We start from the raw sequence: 17,148 nt of genomic DNA, 5'->3' as shown, positions 1-17,148 counted from the left end.
GTGGGTTTTTTATTGTTGCTGATCAGTCCGCCGACACCGCCGGGTAGTTCGCCAGTACCGAAGTATTTAACAGTCCCGGATCTGTCTTGCGCCGCGCCGCCCAGTCCACAAGGTTCTTTGGACGGTACGTCGAATCTTTCTGCCAGCGCTCGAACACTGAAACATCGATGCTTTCATTGATGGTCGTGGTGATGGCAACGCCGGTATCGATCGGCTCGGCACCGATAGGCCGATAATAATGTTTTCCCAGGGTCAATATTTCATAGGCCCCGTGCGCCATTTCCGCTAACGAATCGCGAATGGGGCACGTGATTTCATCGCCATCGATTACCACTTCATCGGTGAACTCAAGGCCATGCACGATCGCCTTGTCCATCAACCACTTCAAAGGAACCTGTGCCAACAGATCGTTTTCGTAGCCGCCACCCACATTGGCATGCGCGCCGACGAACCAGCGTTGCTCCACGTGATCCAGGTCGCGAGGTTTGAACGTCTCGCCTTGTTTGGGCGTGTCCTTGGTCCACAAGGTCGGCTTAAACGCTTCGCGGTGCTCATCAATCGCCAATGCGTGAAAGGCATAGGTATCGTTGATTCGGAGGTCTGTTTCGAGGAATTTGAAGTCGGCTTTATTGACCTTGGGCAGCCAAGGGATCGGTACACCCAGCGAGCCGACCGTGTCCCAGACACCCTGAAACCAGACCGGGATCGGCCGTGAGTACTTCTTGAGCCACTGATCTTCCTGCGACAAGCCGCTGATATCCGTCTCGTGCGACAACGACAGAATGGAGGTGGCATTGCCTCGACGATAGCGCTCGAACAGTTGATTCATCGAAACCGGAGAGCCGGGCTTGAGAAGACCGCACTTTGAGATAAAACCGGCCAGACTGCGGGCGGTGAATGCGCCCCGGCTAAAGCCAAAAATGAAGATCTTTGCATCAACCTCGTAGTGCTCCACGAGCCATTGATAGGCGGTAGTAACCTCTTCATTTATGCCAATACCAAACATACCGCCCGAGAGATGTTCCCCCGTTTGCGTCCCCACGCCGGCACTGTAGTAACACAGCTGCTCAGGCGATTTTGTGCACAGGGACTTCAAGCGAAAAACGTTGGTGTTGTCGTCAACGTTGTTCCAGGTGCCATCCAGGAACAAGGCGATGCGTTTGACGTCAGTCATGGCGGTGATTCCTTTCAGGGTGATTGAGTCAACAGTGGCTGCGGACCAACAATACACCTACTCCTGTAGGAGATCCCCCGTCGTCCAGACGCCGCGCTGTCGCGCTGCAAACGCGGTTCCTGTAGGAGCCAGCTTGCTCGCGATCGGCTGCGCAGCAGTCGTAAAATCAAGTTGTCGGATTTAACTAACACTCCGCGTACTCAGGTTTTACTGCCGCTGCGTCCGAGTGCGGCCCAGCCAGATCGCGAGCAAGCTGGCTCCTACACCTTCGGCAGAAGCAAATTTCGGAGCCTTTTAAATCAACAGGTTATCTTTTGTTTGATAGGAGCAGCCTGGAAAAACCCTCAAGCACCTTGGGTCAGCAGGAACTCACGCACATGGCTGGTAAACACTTCACCCGCTTCCACATTGGAAAGGTGCGCCGCATGCACGACTTCAAACTGGGAACCACTGACATGCTCATGGATAAACCGCCCGCCTGCAGGTGGCGTGACCGCATCTTGAGTGCCGGAGATCACCAGCGTCGGCGCGCTGATCGCGCCCAGTTGTGAACGGAAGTCCGCGTCGCGCACAGCCGCGCAGCTTGCGGCATAACCTTGCGGCGAAGTTGCCGCGAGCATGTCGGTAACACGCTTGGCTTGATCCGGGTGGGCCGCCGCAAACTCGGGGGTGAACCAGCGGGCGATGGACGCATCGCGCAGGCCGATCATCGCCGCTTTGCCGTCGCGCAACACGGTTTCGATGCGCGGGTCCCAGACCTCCGGGCCGGCGATTTTCGCCGCAGTGTTGCACACCACCAGCTTGCGCAAGCGGTCGTTGGCGTGGATGCCCAGCCACTGACCAATCAGGCCTCCCATGGACAAACCACAGAAGTGCGCCTGCTCAATGTACAGACCGTCCAGCAACGCCAGCACGTCACGCCCCAGCTGTTCGATACTGTACGGCCCCGGCGTCACCAGCGAGCGCCCGTGACCACGGGTGTCGTAGCGCAACACGCGAAAGTATTTGCTGAAGGTCGGCATTTGGGTGTCCCACATGTGCAGGTCCGTGCCCAACGAGTTGGACAACACCAGCACCGGCGCATCGACCGGCCCCTCGAGTTCATAGTGCAGCTCACCATCTGCAAGTCGCAGGGATCCCATAGCAGCCTCCTTCGGGCACTTTCATGTACTTAGGTTGGAGAGTAGCGCGCGCCCGAACGGACGCGCGCGGATCGATCAAAGATCGTGATGCAAGTACTTCGGTTGTTTCGGCAAGCGCAGGCTGAACAGGAAAGCGATGGCCATCATGACCGTCACGTACCAGTAGAAGTTGTTCTCCATGCCCATATTTTTCAGGCTCAGTGCAACGTATTCAGCCGAGCCGCCGAAAACCGCGTTGGCCACCGCATACGCCAGGCCAACGCCCAGTGCGCGGATGTGTGGCGGGAACATTTCGGCTTTCACCAGACCACTGATCGAGGTGTAGAAGCTGACGATCGCCAGTGCAAGGGTGATCAGTATGAACGCCACGAACGGGTTGCTGGTGGTCTTCAGGGTCATCAGGATCGGTACGGTGCAAATCGTGCCCAGTGCGCCGAACCACATCATGGAACTACGACGGCCGATCTTGTCGGCGATCATGCCGAACAATGGCTGCATGCACATATAAACGAACAGCGCGCCGGTCATGATGTAACTGGCGGTCTTGGCATCCATCCCGCTGGTGTTCACCAGGTACTTCTGCATGTACGTGGTAAAGGTGTAGAAAATCAGCGAACCGCCGGCGGTGTAACCCAGTACGGTGATGAACGCTGCTTTGTTGTCACGGAACAATGCCGCCATGCTGCCAGCGTCTTTGTTTTTGCGCATTTCGGCGCTGGTGGTTTCTTTCAGCGAACGACGCAGGAACAGCGAAATCACCGCCGCGATGGCGCCCACCACAAACGGAATCCGCCAGCCGTAGGCTTTCAGTTCGTCAGTGCTCAGGAATTGCTGCAGGATGACCACTGTCAGCACAGCCAGCAATTGGCCGCCGATCAGGGTCACGTACTGGAATGAACCGAAGAAACCACGCTGGCCCTTGAGTGCAATTTCACTCATGTAGGTCGCGGTGGTGCCGTACTCGCCGCCCACAGACAGGCCCTGGAACAGACGTGCGACCAGCAGCAACGCTGGCGCCCAGGCGCCAATTGAGTGATAGGTCGGTAGACAGGCGATGAGCAATGAGCCACCGCACATCATCAATACCGAGATCATCATCGAGTTTTTACGGCCATGTTTGTCGGCCACACGACCGAATAACCAGCCACCGATAGGACGCATCAAGAAGCCGGCAGCAAATACACCTGCGGTGTTGAGCAGTTGTACGGTCGGATCATCTGACGGAAAGAAAGCAGGCGCGAAATAGATCGCACAGAAGGCATAGACGTAAAAGTCGAACCATTCGACGAGGTTACCGGACGAGGCACCTACGATCGCTAAAATCCGCTTGCTGCGTTCTTCCCCGGTGTAATGCGCCGACTCGGGTATGGCAGTGTTTGTTGTTGTCATTAGTTGCTCACTCTGAGGGGGGAACTACCCCCCATTCTAGTCATATTCTGTTACTGACCTACGCGACTAAAGCACAATCATCCAGAAGAAAGTTCACCTGTCGTGGAGGCAAACCTTGTCCCGGATGTGTGCAAGCTCTTTAGTTAAACGCGTTCGATCGCCAGCGCCAGTCCTTGGCCAACGCCTACACACATGGTTGCCAGACCTTTACGGCCACCGGTTTTTTCCAGTTGATGCAACGCCGTCAACACCAGACGCGTGCCGCTCATGCCCAGCGGGTGACCCAAGGCAATCGCGCCACCGTTCGGATTGACCTGCGGCGCGTCATCGGCGATACCCAGGCCGCGCAACACGGCAAGGCCCTGGCTGGCGAAGGCCTCGTTCAATTCGATCACGTCGAAATCAGTAACCGCCAGCCCCAGACGCTCGACCAGTTTGCGCACAGCCGGTACTGGACCGATGCCCATGACCCGTGGCGCAACGGCCGCACTGGCCATGCCCAGCACCCGGGCACGCGCAGTCAAACCGTGTTTTTTCACGGCTTCGGCCGACGCCAGAATCATCGCCGCCGCACCGTCATTGACCCCGGAGGCATTGCCGGCAGTCACGGTTTTGTTTACTCCGTTGACCGGTTTGAGTTTGCTCAATGTTTCCAGGCTGGTGTCGGCCCGTGGGTGCTCATCCTGTGAAACGATGGTCTCGCCTTTTTTATGAACCACACGTACCGGCACGATTTCTTCAGCGAAGAAGCCCGCTGCCTGAGCCGCCGCCGCACGCTGCTGGCTACGCAGGGCGAACGCGTCCTGATCGGCGCGGGAGACCTGGTAGTCGTCAGCCACGTTATCGCCGGTTTCCGGCATCGCATCGACGCCGTACTGGGCTTTCATCAGCGGGTTGATGAAGCGCCAGCCGATGGTGGTGTCTTCCAGTTTCATGTTGCGCGAGAACGCGGCGTCGGCCTTGCCCATGACGAAGGGCGCGCGGGACATCGATTCAACGCCACCCGCAATAGCTAACTCAATTTCGCCGCTGGCGATGGCGCGGAACGCAGTGCCCACCGCATCCATGCCCGAAGCGCAGAGACGGTTGAGGGTCACGCCCGGAATGCTTTCCGGCAAGCCGGCCAACAATGCAGCCATGCGTGCCACGTTACGGTTGTCTTCGCCGGCCTGGTTGGCGCAGCCGAAGAACACTTCTTCGACGTCGTTCCAGTTCACCGACGGATTGCGTTCGATCAGCGCCTTGATCGGCAAGGCCGCCAGGTCATCGGCGCGCACGGTGGACAAGCCACCGCCGAAGCGGCCAATCGGGGTACGAATCGCGTCACAGATAAAGACGTCACGCATCATGCTTCTCCTGGCGCCTGGCCGTGAGCAGCCGCGGTACGCGCTTCCAGATCACGCAGGGCGGTCAATTCAATTTCAGTCGGTTCTGCAGAGTGCACGAGGTTTTCGGCAAAGCGCACGTCCCAACCGGTGGCAGCGATCACTTGCTCGCGGGTGACACCCGGATGCAGGGTGGTGACCACGAATTCGTGGGTGTCGGCTTCCGGCTCCATGATGCACAGGTCCGTAATAATGCCCACTGGACCGGCGCCTGGCAGGCCCAGACGCTTGCGCGAGTCGCCGCCTTCGCCATGACCGACCGAGGTAATGAAGTCGAGCTTATTGACGAACGATCGCGCCGATTGCTTGAGGATGATCAGCACTTGCTTCGCCGAACCGGCGATTTCCGGTGCGCCACCCGCGCCCGGCAAACGGACTTTCGGGTTGTGGTAATCGCCGACCACAGTGGTGTTGATGTTGCCGAAACGGTCGACCTGAGCCGCGCCGAGGAAACCCACGTCGACCCGGCCACCTTGCAGCCAGTAACGGAAGATTTCGCTGGTCGCGACCACGGTGTCGGCGGTTTCCGCCAGCTCACCGTCACCAATCGACAGCGGCAGAACACTCGGCTTGGCGCCAATCGGGCCTGATTCGTAGATCAGCACCACGTCTGGCGAGGAGGTCAGGCGCGCCAGGTTGGCCGCCTTGGACGGCAGGCCGATACCGACGAAGCAAACCGAACCGTTCTTCAAACGACGGGCCGCAGCAACCGTCATCATTTCATTGGTGGTGTAAGTCATTACTTAGCCTCCGACGTGCTGGCCAACCGGGCTTTGAATTCGTTGAAGTCCGCAGTGCCGTGGATGTATTCGGCAATCCATGCGGTGAAGCTTTCGCGGTCACGGGCAATCGCGTCCCAGGCCTGATAGAAACGGTTGTCGCGCTCGTAGTAACCATGGGCGTAGGACGGATGCGCACCGCCCGGTACCAGGCACACGGCGCTCAAGGCCCAGGTCGGCAGCACGCAGGCGTTCATCGGCGCGTTGAGGTCGTCGACGATCTCTTCAACCGTGACAATGCAACGCTTGGCGGCCAGCGCGGCTTCTTTTTGCACGCCGAGGATGCCCCACAACAGCACGTTACCTTTACGGTCGGCCTTCTGGGCGTGGATCACCGTGACGTCCGGACGCACGGCCGGAACAGCTGCCAACACTTCGCCAGTGAAGGGGCAAGTCACGGTTTTGATCAGCGGGTTGACCTTCGGCAGATCGGAACCGGCGTAGGCACGCAGCACCGCGAATGGCAGGCCGGAGGCACCGGCGACGTAGGCGTTGGCCAGGTCGGCATGACTGTGTTCTTCGATTTCAAGCGGCTGTGGCCACTTTTTCTCGACCGCATCCCGCAGACGATGCAGGGAGCCGACGCCAGGATTGCCGCCCCAGGAGAAAATCAGTTTCTTCGCACAACCGGCACCGATCAGTTGGTCGTAGATCAGGTCGGGCGTCATACGGACCAGTGTCAGGTCTTTCTTGCCCTGACGAATGATTTCGTGACCAGCGGCGGTGGGAATCAGATGAGTGAAGCCTTCCAGCGCAACGGTGTCGCCATCGTTGACGAATTGCTTCACGGCATCATGGAGAGAAATAATTTCAGCCATGGAGGTGCTCCCAATCTCGACATCACAATCGATTAATAGCGCCACGTTCGGCGCTGGACTGCGAATCAAGATATGCCTGAGAGACCGGCCAAACAATCCGATAATCGACTAAGTGTTCGTTAATCGCACAAATAATGGCTAAAGGGTGATTCAAGTAAACAGCTGAGTACTCAGATCCTGGCTGGCATCGAGCATGATCGGCAGAAAACGCTGCTCCAGTTCGTTACGCGAAACCCGCGCCGCGCTGGTGCTGACGTTCAGCGCAGCCAACACCTGGCCCGAAGCGTCGTACACCGGCACCGCAATTGAACGCAGCCCTTGTTCCAACTCCTGATCAACGATGCACCAGCCCTGCTGACGAACTTGCTGCAAACACTCCAGCAGCGCTTCGGCAGTGGACAGCGTACGACTGGTCTTGGGCTGCAAATCGACGTGTTCGAGGTATTCATGCAGCGATACGTCGTCCAGCGCCGCCAAAAGGATCCTACCCATGGACGTGCAATAGGCCGGCAAGCGACCGCCCACGGACAGGTCCACCGAAATCAAACGCTGAGTGGTCGCTGAACGGGCGATATAAAGGATGTCTTCTCCTTCAAGCGTGGCCATGTTGCAGGCTTCGTGCAGCTGATCGCTCATGCGGTCCAGATACGGCTGGGCCGAAATCGCCAAGGGTGTTGACGACAGATAGGCATGGCCGAGCGTCAACACTTTAGGCAGCAACGAGTAAGTGCGGCCGTCGCTGGTGGCATAGCCGAGCTTGATCAAGGTATGCAGGCAACGGCGCACCGCCGCGCGAGGTATTTCCGTACGGTGACTGATCTGGGCAATCGTCAAATGACGCTTGCGCTCCTGAAACGCATGAATTACCGCCAACCCTCGGGCTAACGAGGTCATGAAATCCGGATCACCGGTCAGGGCCTGGATACGCTTGGCCGGCGACGCCACGATCGGCGGGGCCAACGAGGTAAATGAGTTGCGCAGTTGATCGTTCATCCCTAACACCGCCTATCGTCGCCCCTTAGGACTGGATCCATAGCTAATTCGCCCTCGTTTTGACGAGTGCGATTACGCCAATTTGGGCGATTATCGAACCAATGGCCGATAATCGCAATTGACCCGTCGCTCATATCCTTATACCTTTCACCCGCCACTAAAAGTGGCTTCTTGGAATTACTGGTCAGGTACCCACGAGAAGTCCCTCGGCACGGCCTTGCCCTTGAGGCGAGGCCGTTTTCTTTCCGCGCCATTCGCGACCGCGAAAAGCTGCTCCTTCATTTATCAAGGAACGACCGCTGCGTTACTCTTCGCCTCCCCTTTCTCAACCACTTCGCTGAACGCCACGTAAACCGGGGCCTATACTGACTCAGCCTAATGCGCGGCAATTGACCTGAACAATGGCCCGTGCTTGATATGGAAGTTCCATTGATATTGCGTCGCGGAAAAAAACTTCAGAACATTCGTACAAAAACAGTATCGATAGAAGACTTGCCGTAACAAACGCGAACATAAAGTTGACGCCACTGACATCTTGGAGATAGTGTTAGTCACTCGACCGGCTATAATGCCTCGAAGAGATTGAGGCCCAACGCGCTAAGCGTGGATCCAATCTCATGAAGTCTTCACTGAATCAGCGCAAGGCTTCTACGCAAGCGGATGGAATGTCGAGCTATTGTCAGCATCGCGCTTGCAATCCGTAACTGTTGCTACGACAGCTGTTTTTTCTGGTGCCCGTAGCCGCGTGCAGCAAGCAAGTGTTTGCATACCCCCGTGCCTGAACGGTGAACGCTGTTTAATCAGCTGACCCATTGCGCATAGTCGTACGAACACTTTCAGGGCTCTGCGTTTTCACCAGAATTAATCTCGACTTATTAGGTAACATCGTGACGAAAGATGAACTGCGCGCGGAACTAGAGCGCCAGGAACAACGTTACAAGGAAGTATACGGCGGGGAAGTCACCACCTACGCCGCGCAACCAGAGCCAGAACGCAAGCCTTGGCGTAAAAGAGCCAGCCTTCTCGATCAGGCTTTCCAGCAAGAACTGCAAAAGATGGAAAAAGACCTCAAGGAAGAACAAGAACCTTGATGGCGGCTGACTGAAAAACAGTCACGGCAGACTATTGCGTTTTGTTTCGGCTGGCGCAGAAGCCCGTGCTGCCAAGGGTAGAGCATGGACGAACGAAGGCATGCCGCACGGGCAACCTGGGGCTGCAGTGGCTGTGTCTGGTCAATTTATTAAAGAATTGTTACCGATTGGCTGCAAAGGCATCGAATTTTAGGGTTTTCTGGCATAATCGCGCCCCCTTATGACCGGGTCAGAAAACCTTCATGATCGATTTATTCAGCGGACTGGATGCCTGGGTAGTAGTAAGCCTGGTGCTTGCTCTGGCGTTTGTCCTCACGTTCGAGTTCATCAATGGCTTTCATGACACAGCTAACGCAGTAGCGACTGTCATCTACACCAAAGCCATGCCGCCACAGTTGGCCGTGCTTCTTTCCGGCGTCTTCAACTTCCTCGGCGTGCTGCTGGGTGGCGTCGGCGTTGCCTATGCCATTGTTCACTTGCTGCCGGTCGAACTGCTGATCAACGTCAATACCGGACATGGCCTGGCCATGGTGTTTTCGCTGCTTGCAGCGGCGATCACCTGGAACCTGGGGACCTGGTATTTCGGGATACCTGCTTCCAGCTCGCACACCTTGATCGGTTCGATCCTGGGCGTCGGCCTGGCCAACGCGCTGATCAACAACATCCCGTTGGCCGATGGCGTCAACTGGCAGAAAGCGATCGATATCGGCTCATCCCTGGTGTTCTCGCCGGTGGTCGGCTTTGTCGTGTCCGCTTTGCTGCTGCTGGGCCTCAAGTGGTGGCGTCCGCTGTCGAAGATGCACAAGACCCCCGACCAGCGCCGCCAGCTTGATGATAAGAAACACCCGCCATTCTGGAATCGCCTGGTACTGGTGATTTCGGCCATGGCCGTCAGCTTCGTGCATGGTTCCAACGATGGCCAGAAAGGCATCGGCCTGATCATGCTGGTGTTGATCGGCATCGTTCCGGCGCAATTCGTTCTCGACCTGAGCAGCACCACATACCAGATCGAACGTACTCGCGATGCAACCTTGCACCTGAACCAGTTCTACCAGCGCAACAACGACACCCTCGGCGAGTTTCTGGCCCTGGGCAAAGCGAAGGACAACGACCTGCCAGAGCGTTTCAGTTGCAACCCTGAACAGACCGAGCCGACCATTAATGCGCTGCTGCGCACCCTCAATGGCGTAGCGGATTACCACTCGTTGTCACCTGAAAGCCGCATCGAAGTGCGTCGTTACCTGCTTTGCCTTGATGACACGGCGAAAAAGGTCAGCAAGTTGCCAGCACTGGGCGCTCGCGAGAAAGCCGACCTCGACAAGCTGCGCAAAGACCTGACCACCACCACCGAATACGCGCCGTTCTGGGTGATCTTCGCCGTGGCGCTGGCGCTGGGCCTTGGCACAATGATCGGCTGGAAGCGTGTGGTACTGACCATTGGCGAGAAAATCGGCAAGCAGGGCATGACTTACGCTCAGGGCATGTCGGCGCAGATCACCACCACGCTGGCGATCGGTCTGGCTAACGTCTGGGCTCTACCGGTGTCAACCACGCACATCCTGTCTTCCGGCGTTGCCGGGACCATGATTGCCAACAAAAGCGGTCTGCAAGGCGGGACCGTGCGCAATATTCTGCTGGCCTGGGTACTGACCCTGCCAGCGACCGTTGCCCTGTCGGCCGGGTTGTTCTGGTTGGCGTCCAAAGCATTGGCTTGATTGCAGACCCGACATGTAGGAGCCGGGCCTGCCGGCGATAGCGATTTATCTGATACACCGCTATCGCGGGCAAGCCCGGCTCCTACAAGTATCTAATCACCTACCGCTTCTTCCCACCCAACAACGACCCCAGCAACCTTGCACCAACTCCCTCTCCTATCTGGTTGGCCGCCTGACGCACCGCCGTCTTCATCGCCTGCCCCGCCAGACTTCCAAGAAATCCCCCCAAGCCCTGGCGTTACCCCTGCATCACTGAAGGTCTCCGGGAGCGACGCGCTGAGTGACCAAAGACCTGAATCCAACGACACCAGTTGTGCACCGAACATCTATTCTTGTCAGTGGTCAACGTAAAGGAGGACGAGTAAACGGAGGAACTTTTACCGTGCATATCGCTGACATGACGATGTTCTACGCCCCTGCCAGCGGTGGCGTGCGTACTTATCTGGATGCCAAACACCGACGCTTGGGACGATACCCAGGGGTTCGTCACAGTCTGCTGATTCCGGGCGCCAGCTACAGCCACAAGGACGGTATCTATAAAGTCCCGGCGCCGGCGCTGCCGTTCGGCAACGGTTATCGGTTTCCGTTGCGTCTCGCCCCTTGGCGAAACGTGCTGCAAGACTTGCAGCCCGATCTGATTGAAGTCGGCGATCCCTATCTAACTGCGTGGGCTGCACTCGATGCACGCCGTCAATTGGATGTGCCGGTGATTGGCTTCTATCACTCGGACTTGCCGTTATTAGTCAGTAATCGCATCGGCAACTGGGCGGAAACCAACGTCGAAGCCTATATCAGCAAGTTGTACAGCAACTTTGATCGCGTCCTGGCCCCGAGTACGACGATGGCAAATAAGTTGATCGGACTGGGCGTAGAGAACGTGCACGTGCAACCCTTGGGCGTGGACCTGGTGACCTTCACCCCGACGGTGCGCGATCCCGGGTTGAAGGCGGAAATGGGCCTGGCCGAAGACACCCGACTGCTGATCTTCGCCGGACGCGGCTCGCGCGAGAAGAATTTACCGGTCCTGCTCGATTGCATGCGGCAACTGGGCGACAGCTACCACTTGCTGCTGGTTGGCTCGCATATGCCTGCGATGACTCCCGACAACGTGTCAGTAATTGATCATTTTCTACCCGCCCGTGAAGTGGCCCGGCTGCTGGCCAGTAGTGACGCCTTGCTGCACGGTGGCGATCAGGAAACCTTCGGCCTGGTCATTCTGGAAGCCATGGCTTGCGGTATCCCCGTGGTGGCCGTGGCGGCCGGGGCCTTTACCGAGATCGTGCCCCAAACCTGCGGCTTGCTGTGCGAGCCAAACAATCCACAGGCGATGGCCAGCGCCGTGCGCGAACTGTTTAGCCATGACCGCGAATTGAAAGGCAGCCAGGCGCGGCGCTATGTCGAACAGCACTATGCGTGGGATACCGTCGTCGCCGGGCTGCTCGGGCATTATCAGGCCGTGCTCGGCACGCGCCTGCCGGTGCTTGCTCATGGCTGAGGGCGAGCGTAGCGTGCTACTGGTGCTGCACGACGTAGCACCGGAAACCTGGGCCGACTATCAGCCCTTTGTCGAGGCGGTAGACGCCTTGGGCAATGTCCCCATGACCTGGCTGGTGGTGCCCGACTTCCACAAGCGCAACCCGCTGGCGCGCGACCGACAATTCCAGCAGTTGCTGACGAAGCGTCTGGCCCGTGGTGACGAATTGGCGCTGCACGGCTACTACCATTGCGACGACAGCCCACCACCACGCACGCCGAAGGACTACTTCATGCGGCGAGTTTTCACGTGGGAGGGTGAGTTTTATACCCTCGACCATGCGCAAGCCTTGGCACGTCTGCACGCCGGGATAGAACTGTTTCAGCGTCTTGGCTGGCCGCTCCACGGCTTCGTCGCACCGGCGTGGTTGATGAGCCAAGGCACGCGACAAGCGCTGGGTGAATTGCCGCTACGCTATACCAGTGACGCACAGCACCTGTATCGACTGCCGGACTTCACCGCGATCCAGGCACCGGGCATCGTCTGGAGCGCACGCAGCGCCTGGCGACGCGGGATGTCGAAAATCGTCAGCGATCATCTGCAGCACAAATATCAGACAGCACCGACCTTGCGCCTGGGCGTGCATCCGGTGGATATGCGCCACGAATTTTCCCGCCGCTACTGGCTACAAACCCTGATGCGACTCATGGAAAACGGCCGCACCCCCATGACCAAAATCCACTGGCTGCAAACCACCCGCCTGGCACTGAGGTCGGCCGCATGAAACGCCTCGCTTGGCTACTGGCCGCTTTGTTCGCGGCCATCCTGATTCCATTGGCGTTGGGCGGTAGCGAGCTGTTTCAACGCCTGCGTAGCTTTCCCCTGCAGTTGTTGTTGGCCATGCTCGGCATGATCGTCCTGTGCTGGTGCCTCAATGCGCTGCGCTTACGCCTGTTGCTGGGCGACAGCCTGAACGGAATCAGCCCGCTGAAAAGCCTTGGGATTGTCATGTCCACCGAGTTTGCGATCTGCGCCACGCCTGCCGGCAGTGGCGGTCCGCTGACACTGATGGCGCTGCTGGCGCGCAACGGCGTGCGCCCAGCCAAAGGCAGCGCGGTGTTTGCCACCGACCAGCTCAGCGACCTGCTGTTCTTTCTGTTCGCGCTGCTGGGTATTTTGCTGTACGCGCTGTTCCACAACCTCAGTCAGAAACTGGAGTCGATGCTCGGCGTCAGTGCATTGCTGATGCTGGGCGGACTGTGCCTGGGGCTCGGCTGTGCTCGTTATCATCGGCAGGTGATCACGTTCAACGGCTACCTGCTCAAGCGTCTCAACACCCAGGCAATCACTCGCCGGCGGTGGGCACGCAAGCTCCTGCATTTTCGCGACGCGCTCATCGACACGCTGAAGATGCCTCGCCGAAAAATGCTGCTGGTGATGTTGCTGACCTGCAGCCACTGGGCTTTGCGATACAGCGTGATGTACCTGGCGCTACGAGGGTTAGGCGCAGACGTGCAATGGGCCTGGACGTTTCTGATTCAGATGGTGTCCCTAAGCGCGGGACAATTCAGTCTGCTGCCTGGCGGCGCAGGGGCCGCAGAGCTGACGTCGGCCGCGTTGCTGGCGCCCATGGTTGGAAAGTCCACCGCAGCGGCGACCATTCTGATCTGGCGGGTAGTGACGTATTACTTCTACTTGCTCGCCGGCGGCCCGGTGTTTTTGCTGATGCTTGGGCGACCGTTACTGAACAAATTGATGCGCGTGCGCGAGGCCTGACTATTTTTCAGGCGCGTCCTGCTTCGGCTCATTCTGCAGTTGCTGCCACAGGTCGGCAGCGCCTTCGAATTCGGTGCCGTCCTCCGGGCTGAGCGCTTCCGGGTCATAACGGCTGAGACAACCCTCGCCCAAGGTGGCGGGTGCGGTGGAGGTGGCTTTGTCGAGTGGATCGGTCATGGGGATCTCCATTTGGACATCTCATGCAGATTGAGTGGGAGCCAACTTGTTGGCTCCCACATTAAACTTGCTGCCTGAAAGACTAGTCGAACACCACGGTCTTGTTGTCGTGCACCAACACGCGATCTTCCAGGTGGGCGCGCAAACCACGCGCCAGGACCATTTTTTCCACGTCACGACCGAAGCGCACCATGTTTTCAATGCTGTCGCGGTGGCTGACACGCACCACGTCCTGCTCGATGATCGGACCGGCGTCGAGCTCTTCAGTCACGTAATGGCAGGTCGCGCCGATCAGCTTCACACCGCGCAGCGATGCCTGATGGTATGGCTTGGCGCCGACGAACGAAGGCAGGAAGCTGTGGTGGATGTTGATCACTTGATGCGCGTATTCACGGCACAGTTGCGGCGGCAGAATCTGCATGTAGCGCGCCAGTACCACCACGTCGGCCTGGTGGTGGCTGACCAGACGCGAGACCTCGGCGAACGCCGGCTGTTTGTCCTTTGGATCCACCGGCACATGGTAATAAGGAATGTTGTGCCATTCGACCATGCTGCGCAGGTCTTCATGGTTGGAAATTACACAAGCGATTTCACAGTCCAGCTCATCGGTATGCCAGCGGTGCAACAAGTCTGCGAGGCAGTGTGATTCGCGGCTGGCCATCAGCACCACACGCTTCTTCTGTGCCGAATCGGTAATGCGCCAGTCCATGCCAAACTCTTCGGCAATTGGTGTAAAGGCCTCGCGGAACGCGTCGAGTTCGAGCGGCAAGGTATCGGCCCGAATCTCGTGGCGCATAAAGAACCAGCCACTGAGGTTGTCCGAGTGATGGCTCGCTTCGGTAATCCATCCGTTATAGGAGGCCAGAAAGTTACTGACTTTAGCAACGATGCCGACCCGGTCCGGGCAAGCAATCACCAGACGAAAAGTGCGCATGGGGGGAAAACTCCAGAACTTCGCAAAGGCTGTCATTCTAGCGATGTCGCAGCAAAACTGCAGTATTCCTCTGGCCTTGATTGGAACCGTTCGGGCGCCCCATCGCTCCGTTCACCTGATCGCACCGAATTTCTTTTGCTGGGTTCACACTGTCAATCGTGCAGCGCCAAGCTTAAAGCGCCTGTTAGACACAGGTCCTTTAAGGGCTGCAGGCATTATTTAGTTTTCCCCCGCCAGTAGCCGGCTGGCGTTGTATAAATAAATGCTCTAAAACTTTTCTTTAATGTTTACTTGATCAAAGTGTCTGACTATTATTGGCTCACTGTCTCCCTGTCCACCTCACAACATTAGGTAGTCCTCATGTCCCTGATCAACGAATACCGCGCTACAGAAGAAGCCATCAAAGAACTGCAAGCCCGTTTGAAGAACCTGTCCCAAGACGACAAACTGCAAACTGAGCTGGAATTCGAAGGCAAACTGCGCACCCTGATGGGCGAATATGCCAAATCGCTGCGTGACATCATTGCACTGCTCGACCCAGAGTCGAAAGTTAAAGCACCACGTGGCGGCGCCGTGAAAACTACCGGCACCAAGCGCGCTCGCAAGGTCAAGCAATACAAAAACCCGCACAACGGCGAAGTCATTGAAACCAAAGGCGGCAACCACAAGACTCTGAAAGAGTGGAAAGCCAAGTGGGGCGGTGACGTGGTTGAAGGCTGGGCAACTCTGCTGGGCTAAGCAAGACCGCGTCGTCCACACTGACGACCCAAAAAAACGCCAGCTTGCTGGCGTTTTTTATTGCCGGATGTTTTTACCACAGTAGTTGGCTCACGTCCGGCACAGCACTCAAAGACCGAATCGCCCCCGCAGCTGCTCAGCATAGTCCTGCCACTGGCTCAACACCTTGAGCTGGGCGGGCGTAGCACTAAGGGACGATTTAACAAGGGCCTCGGTAAAACTTTGTAACGTATTAGGCGCCCCGTTCCGCGCGTCTGACAAACGCTGCTGACAGAATGCATACCAACGTTGTTGCTCCTCGGCCGTCAAGGTCTCGGCAAAGTTCCGTGCACGATATCGAAACAGTAATTCAGGCAACCGAGGGTCATCGAAAGGCCATTCGTCATGGGCCAATTGTTCTGGCTCCGACGTCCGTACTTGCTCACAAAGCCGCCGATCGCGATCCCCGAGAAACCCGTCATATAATTGCTGCTCAGGATCTTCGCTGGGGGTGAAGTCTTCACGGCCGTAAACGGCCTTCAATTTATCCCGCCAAAGTTCCTGCCCGTTGATTAGGCGCTGAGCGCAATTTTGGTAACTCGCCATGTCCAACTGCAAACGTTGCCGGTCTTCCGCACGCAGCACTTTAAGCGGTGCGACCACCGGGCAGCGGTTTATATGCAGCAATTTAAGCGGCACCGGCAGTTCGCCTACAGCCATATCCTCGCGACGGGTATATAAACGTTGACGCAACGTGTCAGCATTTTCCTCAAGCAATGGCGAAGGATCCTGGTGCAGGTCGCAGACTATCAACGCATTACGATTCTGCGGGTGCCAGGCCAGCGGCAATACCACCCCTATATAGTTGCGCGCGGCAGAAAACCGTCCAGAGATGTGCACCAGCGGTTGCAGCAACTGAATCTGCTCCTGCACCTTTTGTTTGCTACGCAACTCATATAAATAGTCGTACAGTTTTGGCTGTTTCTCACGAATCAGACGCGCCAGGGCAATAGTCGCTCGCACATCGGATAACGCATCATGCGCCTGGCCATGATCGATTCCGTTGGCCGCCGTTAACCGTTCCAACTTCAGCGTGACCCGCCCCTCTTCCTCCGGCCAGACGATGCCTTCCGGGCGCAGCGCAAAACAGGTGCGCACTACATCGATCAAATCCCAGCGACTGTTGCCGCCCTGCCACTCCCGTGCGTAAGGATCAAAGAAGTTTCGGTACAAGCTGTAACGCGTGACTTCATCGTCAAAACGCAAGGTGTTGTAACCTGCGCCGCACGTACCGGGCGCTGACAGTTCAGCATGGACGCGAGTCATGAAGTCGGCTTCGCTCAGTCCGTGATCCGTCAGCCGCTGGGGAGTAATGCCGGTAATCAGGCACGCCGCCGGGTGCGGAAGAATATCCTCGCTCGGCTGGCAATATAGATTGATCGGAGCAGCAATCTCGTTGAGCTCGGCGTCGGTACGGATACCCGCGACCTGAAGCGCACGATCGTTGCGCGGATTGATACCGGTTGTTTCGTAGTCGTACCAGAAGATGCTGGAGGTCACGGGTTATTCCTGAACAGTGGACTG

16 protein-coding genes are annotated in these 17,148 nt (G+C 57.5%); 6 read left to right on the top strand and 10 right to left on the bottom strand.

Annotation, left to right across the window (positions count from 1 at the left end):
* Positions 1-22: 22 nt before the first annotated feature.
* From ACF0H7_RS04200 to pcaR, 7 genes are all read right to left on the bottom strand, one after another.
* Complete coding sequence (locus ACF0H7_RS04200; protein ID WP_397451541.1) at positions 23-1,174, bottom strand: DUF2235 domain-containing protein; 1,152 nt, start codon at positions 1,172-1,174, stop codon at positions 23-25.
* Positions 1,175-1,518: 344 nt separating this feature from the next.
* On the bottom strand, positions 1,519-2,316 hold the full coding sequence (gene pcaD / locus ACF0H7_RS04195; protein ID WP_397451540.1) for a 3-oxoadipate enol-lactonase: 798 nt from the start codon (positions 2,314-2,316) through the stop codon (positions 1,519-1,521).
* A 75-nt stretch (positions 2,317-2,391) separates the two neighbouring features.
* Positions 2,392-3,705 (bottom strand): MFS family transporter, encoded by a 1,314-nt coding sequence (locus ACF0H7_RS04190; RefSeq protein ID WP_397451539.1) that lies wholly within the window; start codon positions 3,703-3,705, stop codon positions 2,392-2,394.
* Between the two features lie 143 nt (positions 3,706-3,848).
* Entirely contained in the window at positions 3,849-5,054 is a 1,206-nt protein-coding gene (gene pcaF / locus ACF0H7_RS04185) for a 3-oxoadipyl-CoA thiolase (RefSeq protein WP_397451538.1), read from the bottom strand.
* Positions 5,051-5,830 carry a CoA-transferase subunit beta gene (locus tag ACF0H7_RS04180; RefSeq protein WP_397451537.1) on the bottom strand — a complete coding sequence of 260 codons (780 nt, stop codon included), beginning with the start codon at positions 5,828-5,830 and terminating at the stop codon, positions 5,051-5,053. Before ACF0H7_RS04180 ends, pcaF begins: the two co-directional genes overlap by 4 nt.
* On the bottom strand, positions 5,830-6,687 hold the full coding sequence (locus ACF0H7_RS04175; RefSeq protein ID WP_397451536.1) for a CoA transferase subunit A: 858 nt from the start codon (positions 6,685-6,687) through the stop codon (positions 5,830-5,832). Before ACF0H7_RS04175 ends, ACF0H7_RS04180 begins: the two co-directional genes overlap by 1 nt.
* Positions 6,688-6,837: 150 nt before the next feature.
* On the bottom strand, positions 6,838-7,680 hold the full coding sequence (gene pcaR, locus ACF0H7_RS04170) for a pca regulon transcriptional regulator PcaR (RefSeq protein ID WP_397451535.1): 843 nt from the start codon (positions 7,678-7,680) through the stop codon (positions 6,838-6,840).
* A gap of 887 nt (positions 7,681-8,567) precedes the next feature.
* Between pcaR and ACF0H7_RS04165 the strand changes: the two genes are divergently transcribed.
* From ACF0H7_RS04165 to ACF0H7_RS04145, 5 genes are all read left to right on the top strand, one after another.
* A complete protein-coding gene (locus tag ACF0H7_RS04165) occupies positions 8,568-8,771 on the top strand; it encodes a hypothetical protein (protein WP_397451534.1) in 204 nt (67 codons plus the stop codon).
* 242 nt (positions 8,772-9,013) lie between these two features.
* Positions 9,014-10,486 carry an inorganic phosphate transporter gene (locus tag ACF0H7_RS04160; protein ID WP_397451533.1) on the top strand — a complete coding sequence of 491 codons (1,473 nt, stop codon included), beginning with the start codon at positions 9,014-9,016 and terminating at the stop codon, positions 10,484-10,486.
* Positions 10,487-10,868: 382 nt separating this feature from the next.
* Positions 10,869-11,981, top strand: a complete 1,113-nt coding sequence (locus ACF0H7_RS04155; protein ID WP_397451532.1) for a glycosyltransferase family 4 protein — start codon at positions 10,869-10,871, stop codon at positions 11,979-11,981.
* Positions 11,974-12,744, top strand: a complete 771-nt coding sequence (locus ACF0H7_RS04150) for a DUF2334 domain-containing protein (RefSeq protein ID WP_397451531.1) — start codon at positions 11,974-11,976, stop codon at positions 12,742-12,744. Before ACF0H7_RS04155 ends, ACF0H7_RS04150 begins: the two co-directional genes overlap by 8 nt.
* Positions 12,741-13,736, top strand: a complete 996-nt coding sequence (locus ACF0H7_RS04145; protein ID WP_397451530.1) for a lysylphosphatidylglycerol synthase transmembrane domain-containing protein — start codon at positions 12,741-12,743, stop codon at positions 13,734-13,736. The genes ACF0H7_RS04150 and ACF0H7_RS04145 overlap by 4 nt, the downstream gene beginning before the upstream one ends.
* Here the strand turns inward: ACF0H7_RS04145 and ACF0H7_RS04140 are convergent, their stop codons facing one another.
* The gene (locus ACF0H7_RS04140) at positions 13,737-13,913 is read right to left on the bottom strand and encodes a hypothetical protein (protein ID WP_397451529.1); all 177 of its coding nucleotides are present in this window, start codon (positions 13,911-13,913) and stop codon (positions 13,737-13,739) included.
* Positions 13,914-13,995: 82 nt separating this feature from the next.
* Positions 13,996-14,847: a formyltetrahydrofolate deformylase gene (gene purU, locus ACF0H7_RS04135; protein ID WP_397451528.1), complete on the bottom strand. Its 852-nt coding sequence runs from the start codon at positions 14,845-14,847 to the stop codon at positions 13,996-13,998.
* Between the two features lie 360 nt (positions 14,848-15,207).
* Here purU and mvaT point away from each other — a divergent pair, with 360 nt between their 5' ends.
* Positions 15,208-15,585, top strand: coding sequence for a histone-like nucleoid-structuring protein MvaT (mvaT, locus tag ACF0H7_RS04130; protein ID WP_397451527.1), 378 nt, complete (start codon positions 15,208-15,210; stop codon positions 15,583-15,585).
* A 108-nt stretch (positions 15,586-15,693) separates the two neighbouring features.
* Here the strand turns inward: mvaT and sbcB are convergent, their stop codons facing one another.
* A complete protein-coding gene (gene sbcB, locus ACF0H7_RS04125) occupies positions 15,694-17,124 on the bottom strand; it encodes an exodeoxyribonuclease I (protein ID WP_397451526.1) in 1,431 nt (476 codons plus the stop codon).
* Positions 17,125-17,148: the final 24 nt, after the last annotated feature.

This window comes from Pseudomonas sp. NA-150 (genome assembly GCF_044336365.1).
Lineage (GTDB): Bacteria > Pseudomonadota > Gammaproteobacteria > Pseudomonadales > Pseudomonadaceae > Aquipseudomonas.
Note: the sequence above shows the minus strand (reverse complement) of the source record. Positions and strands in the feature narration are given on the sequence as shown.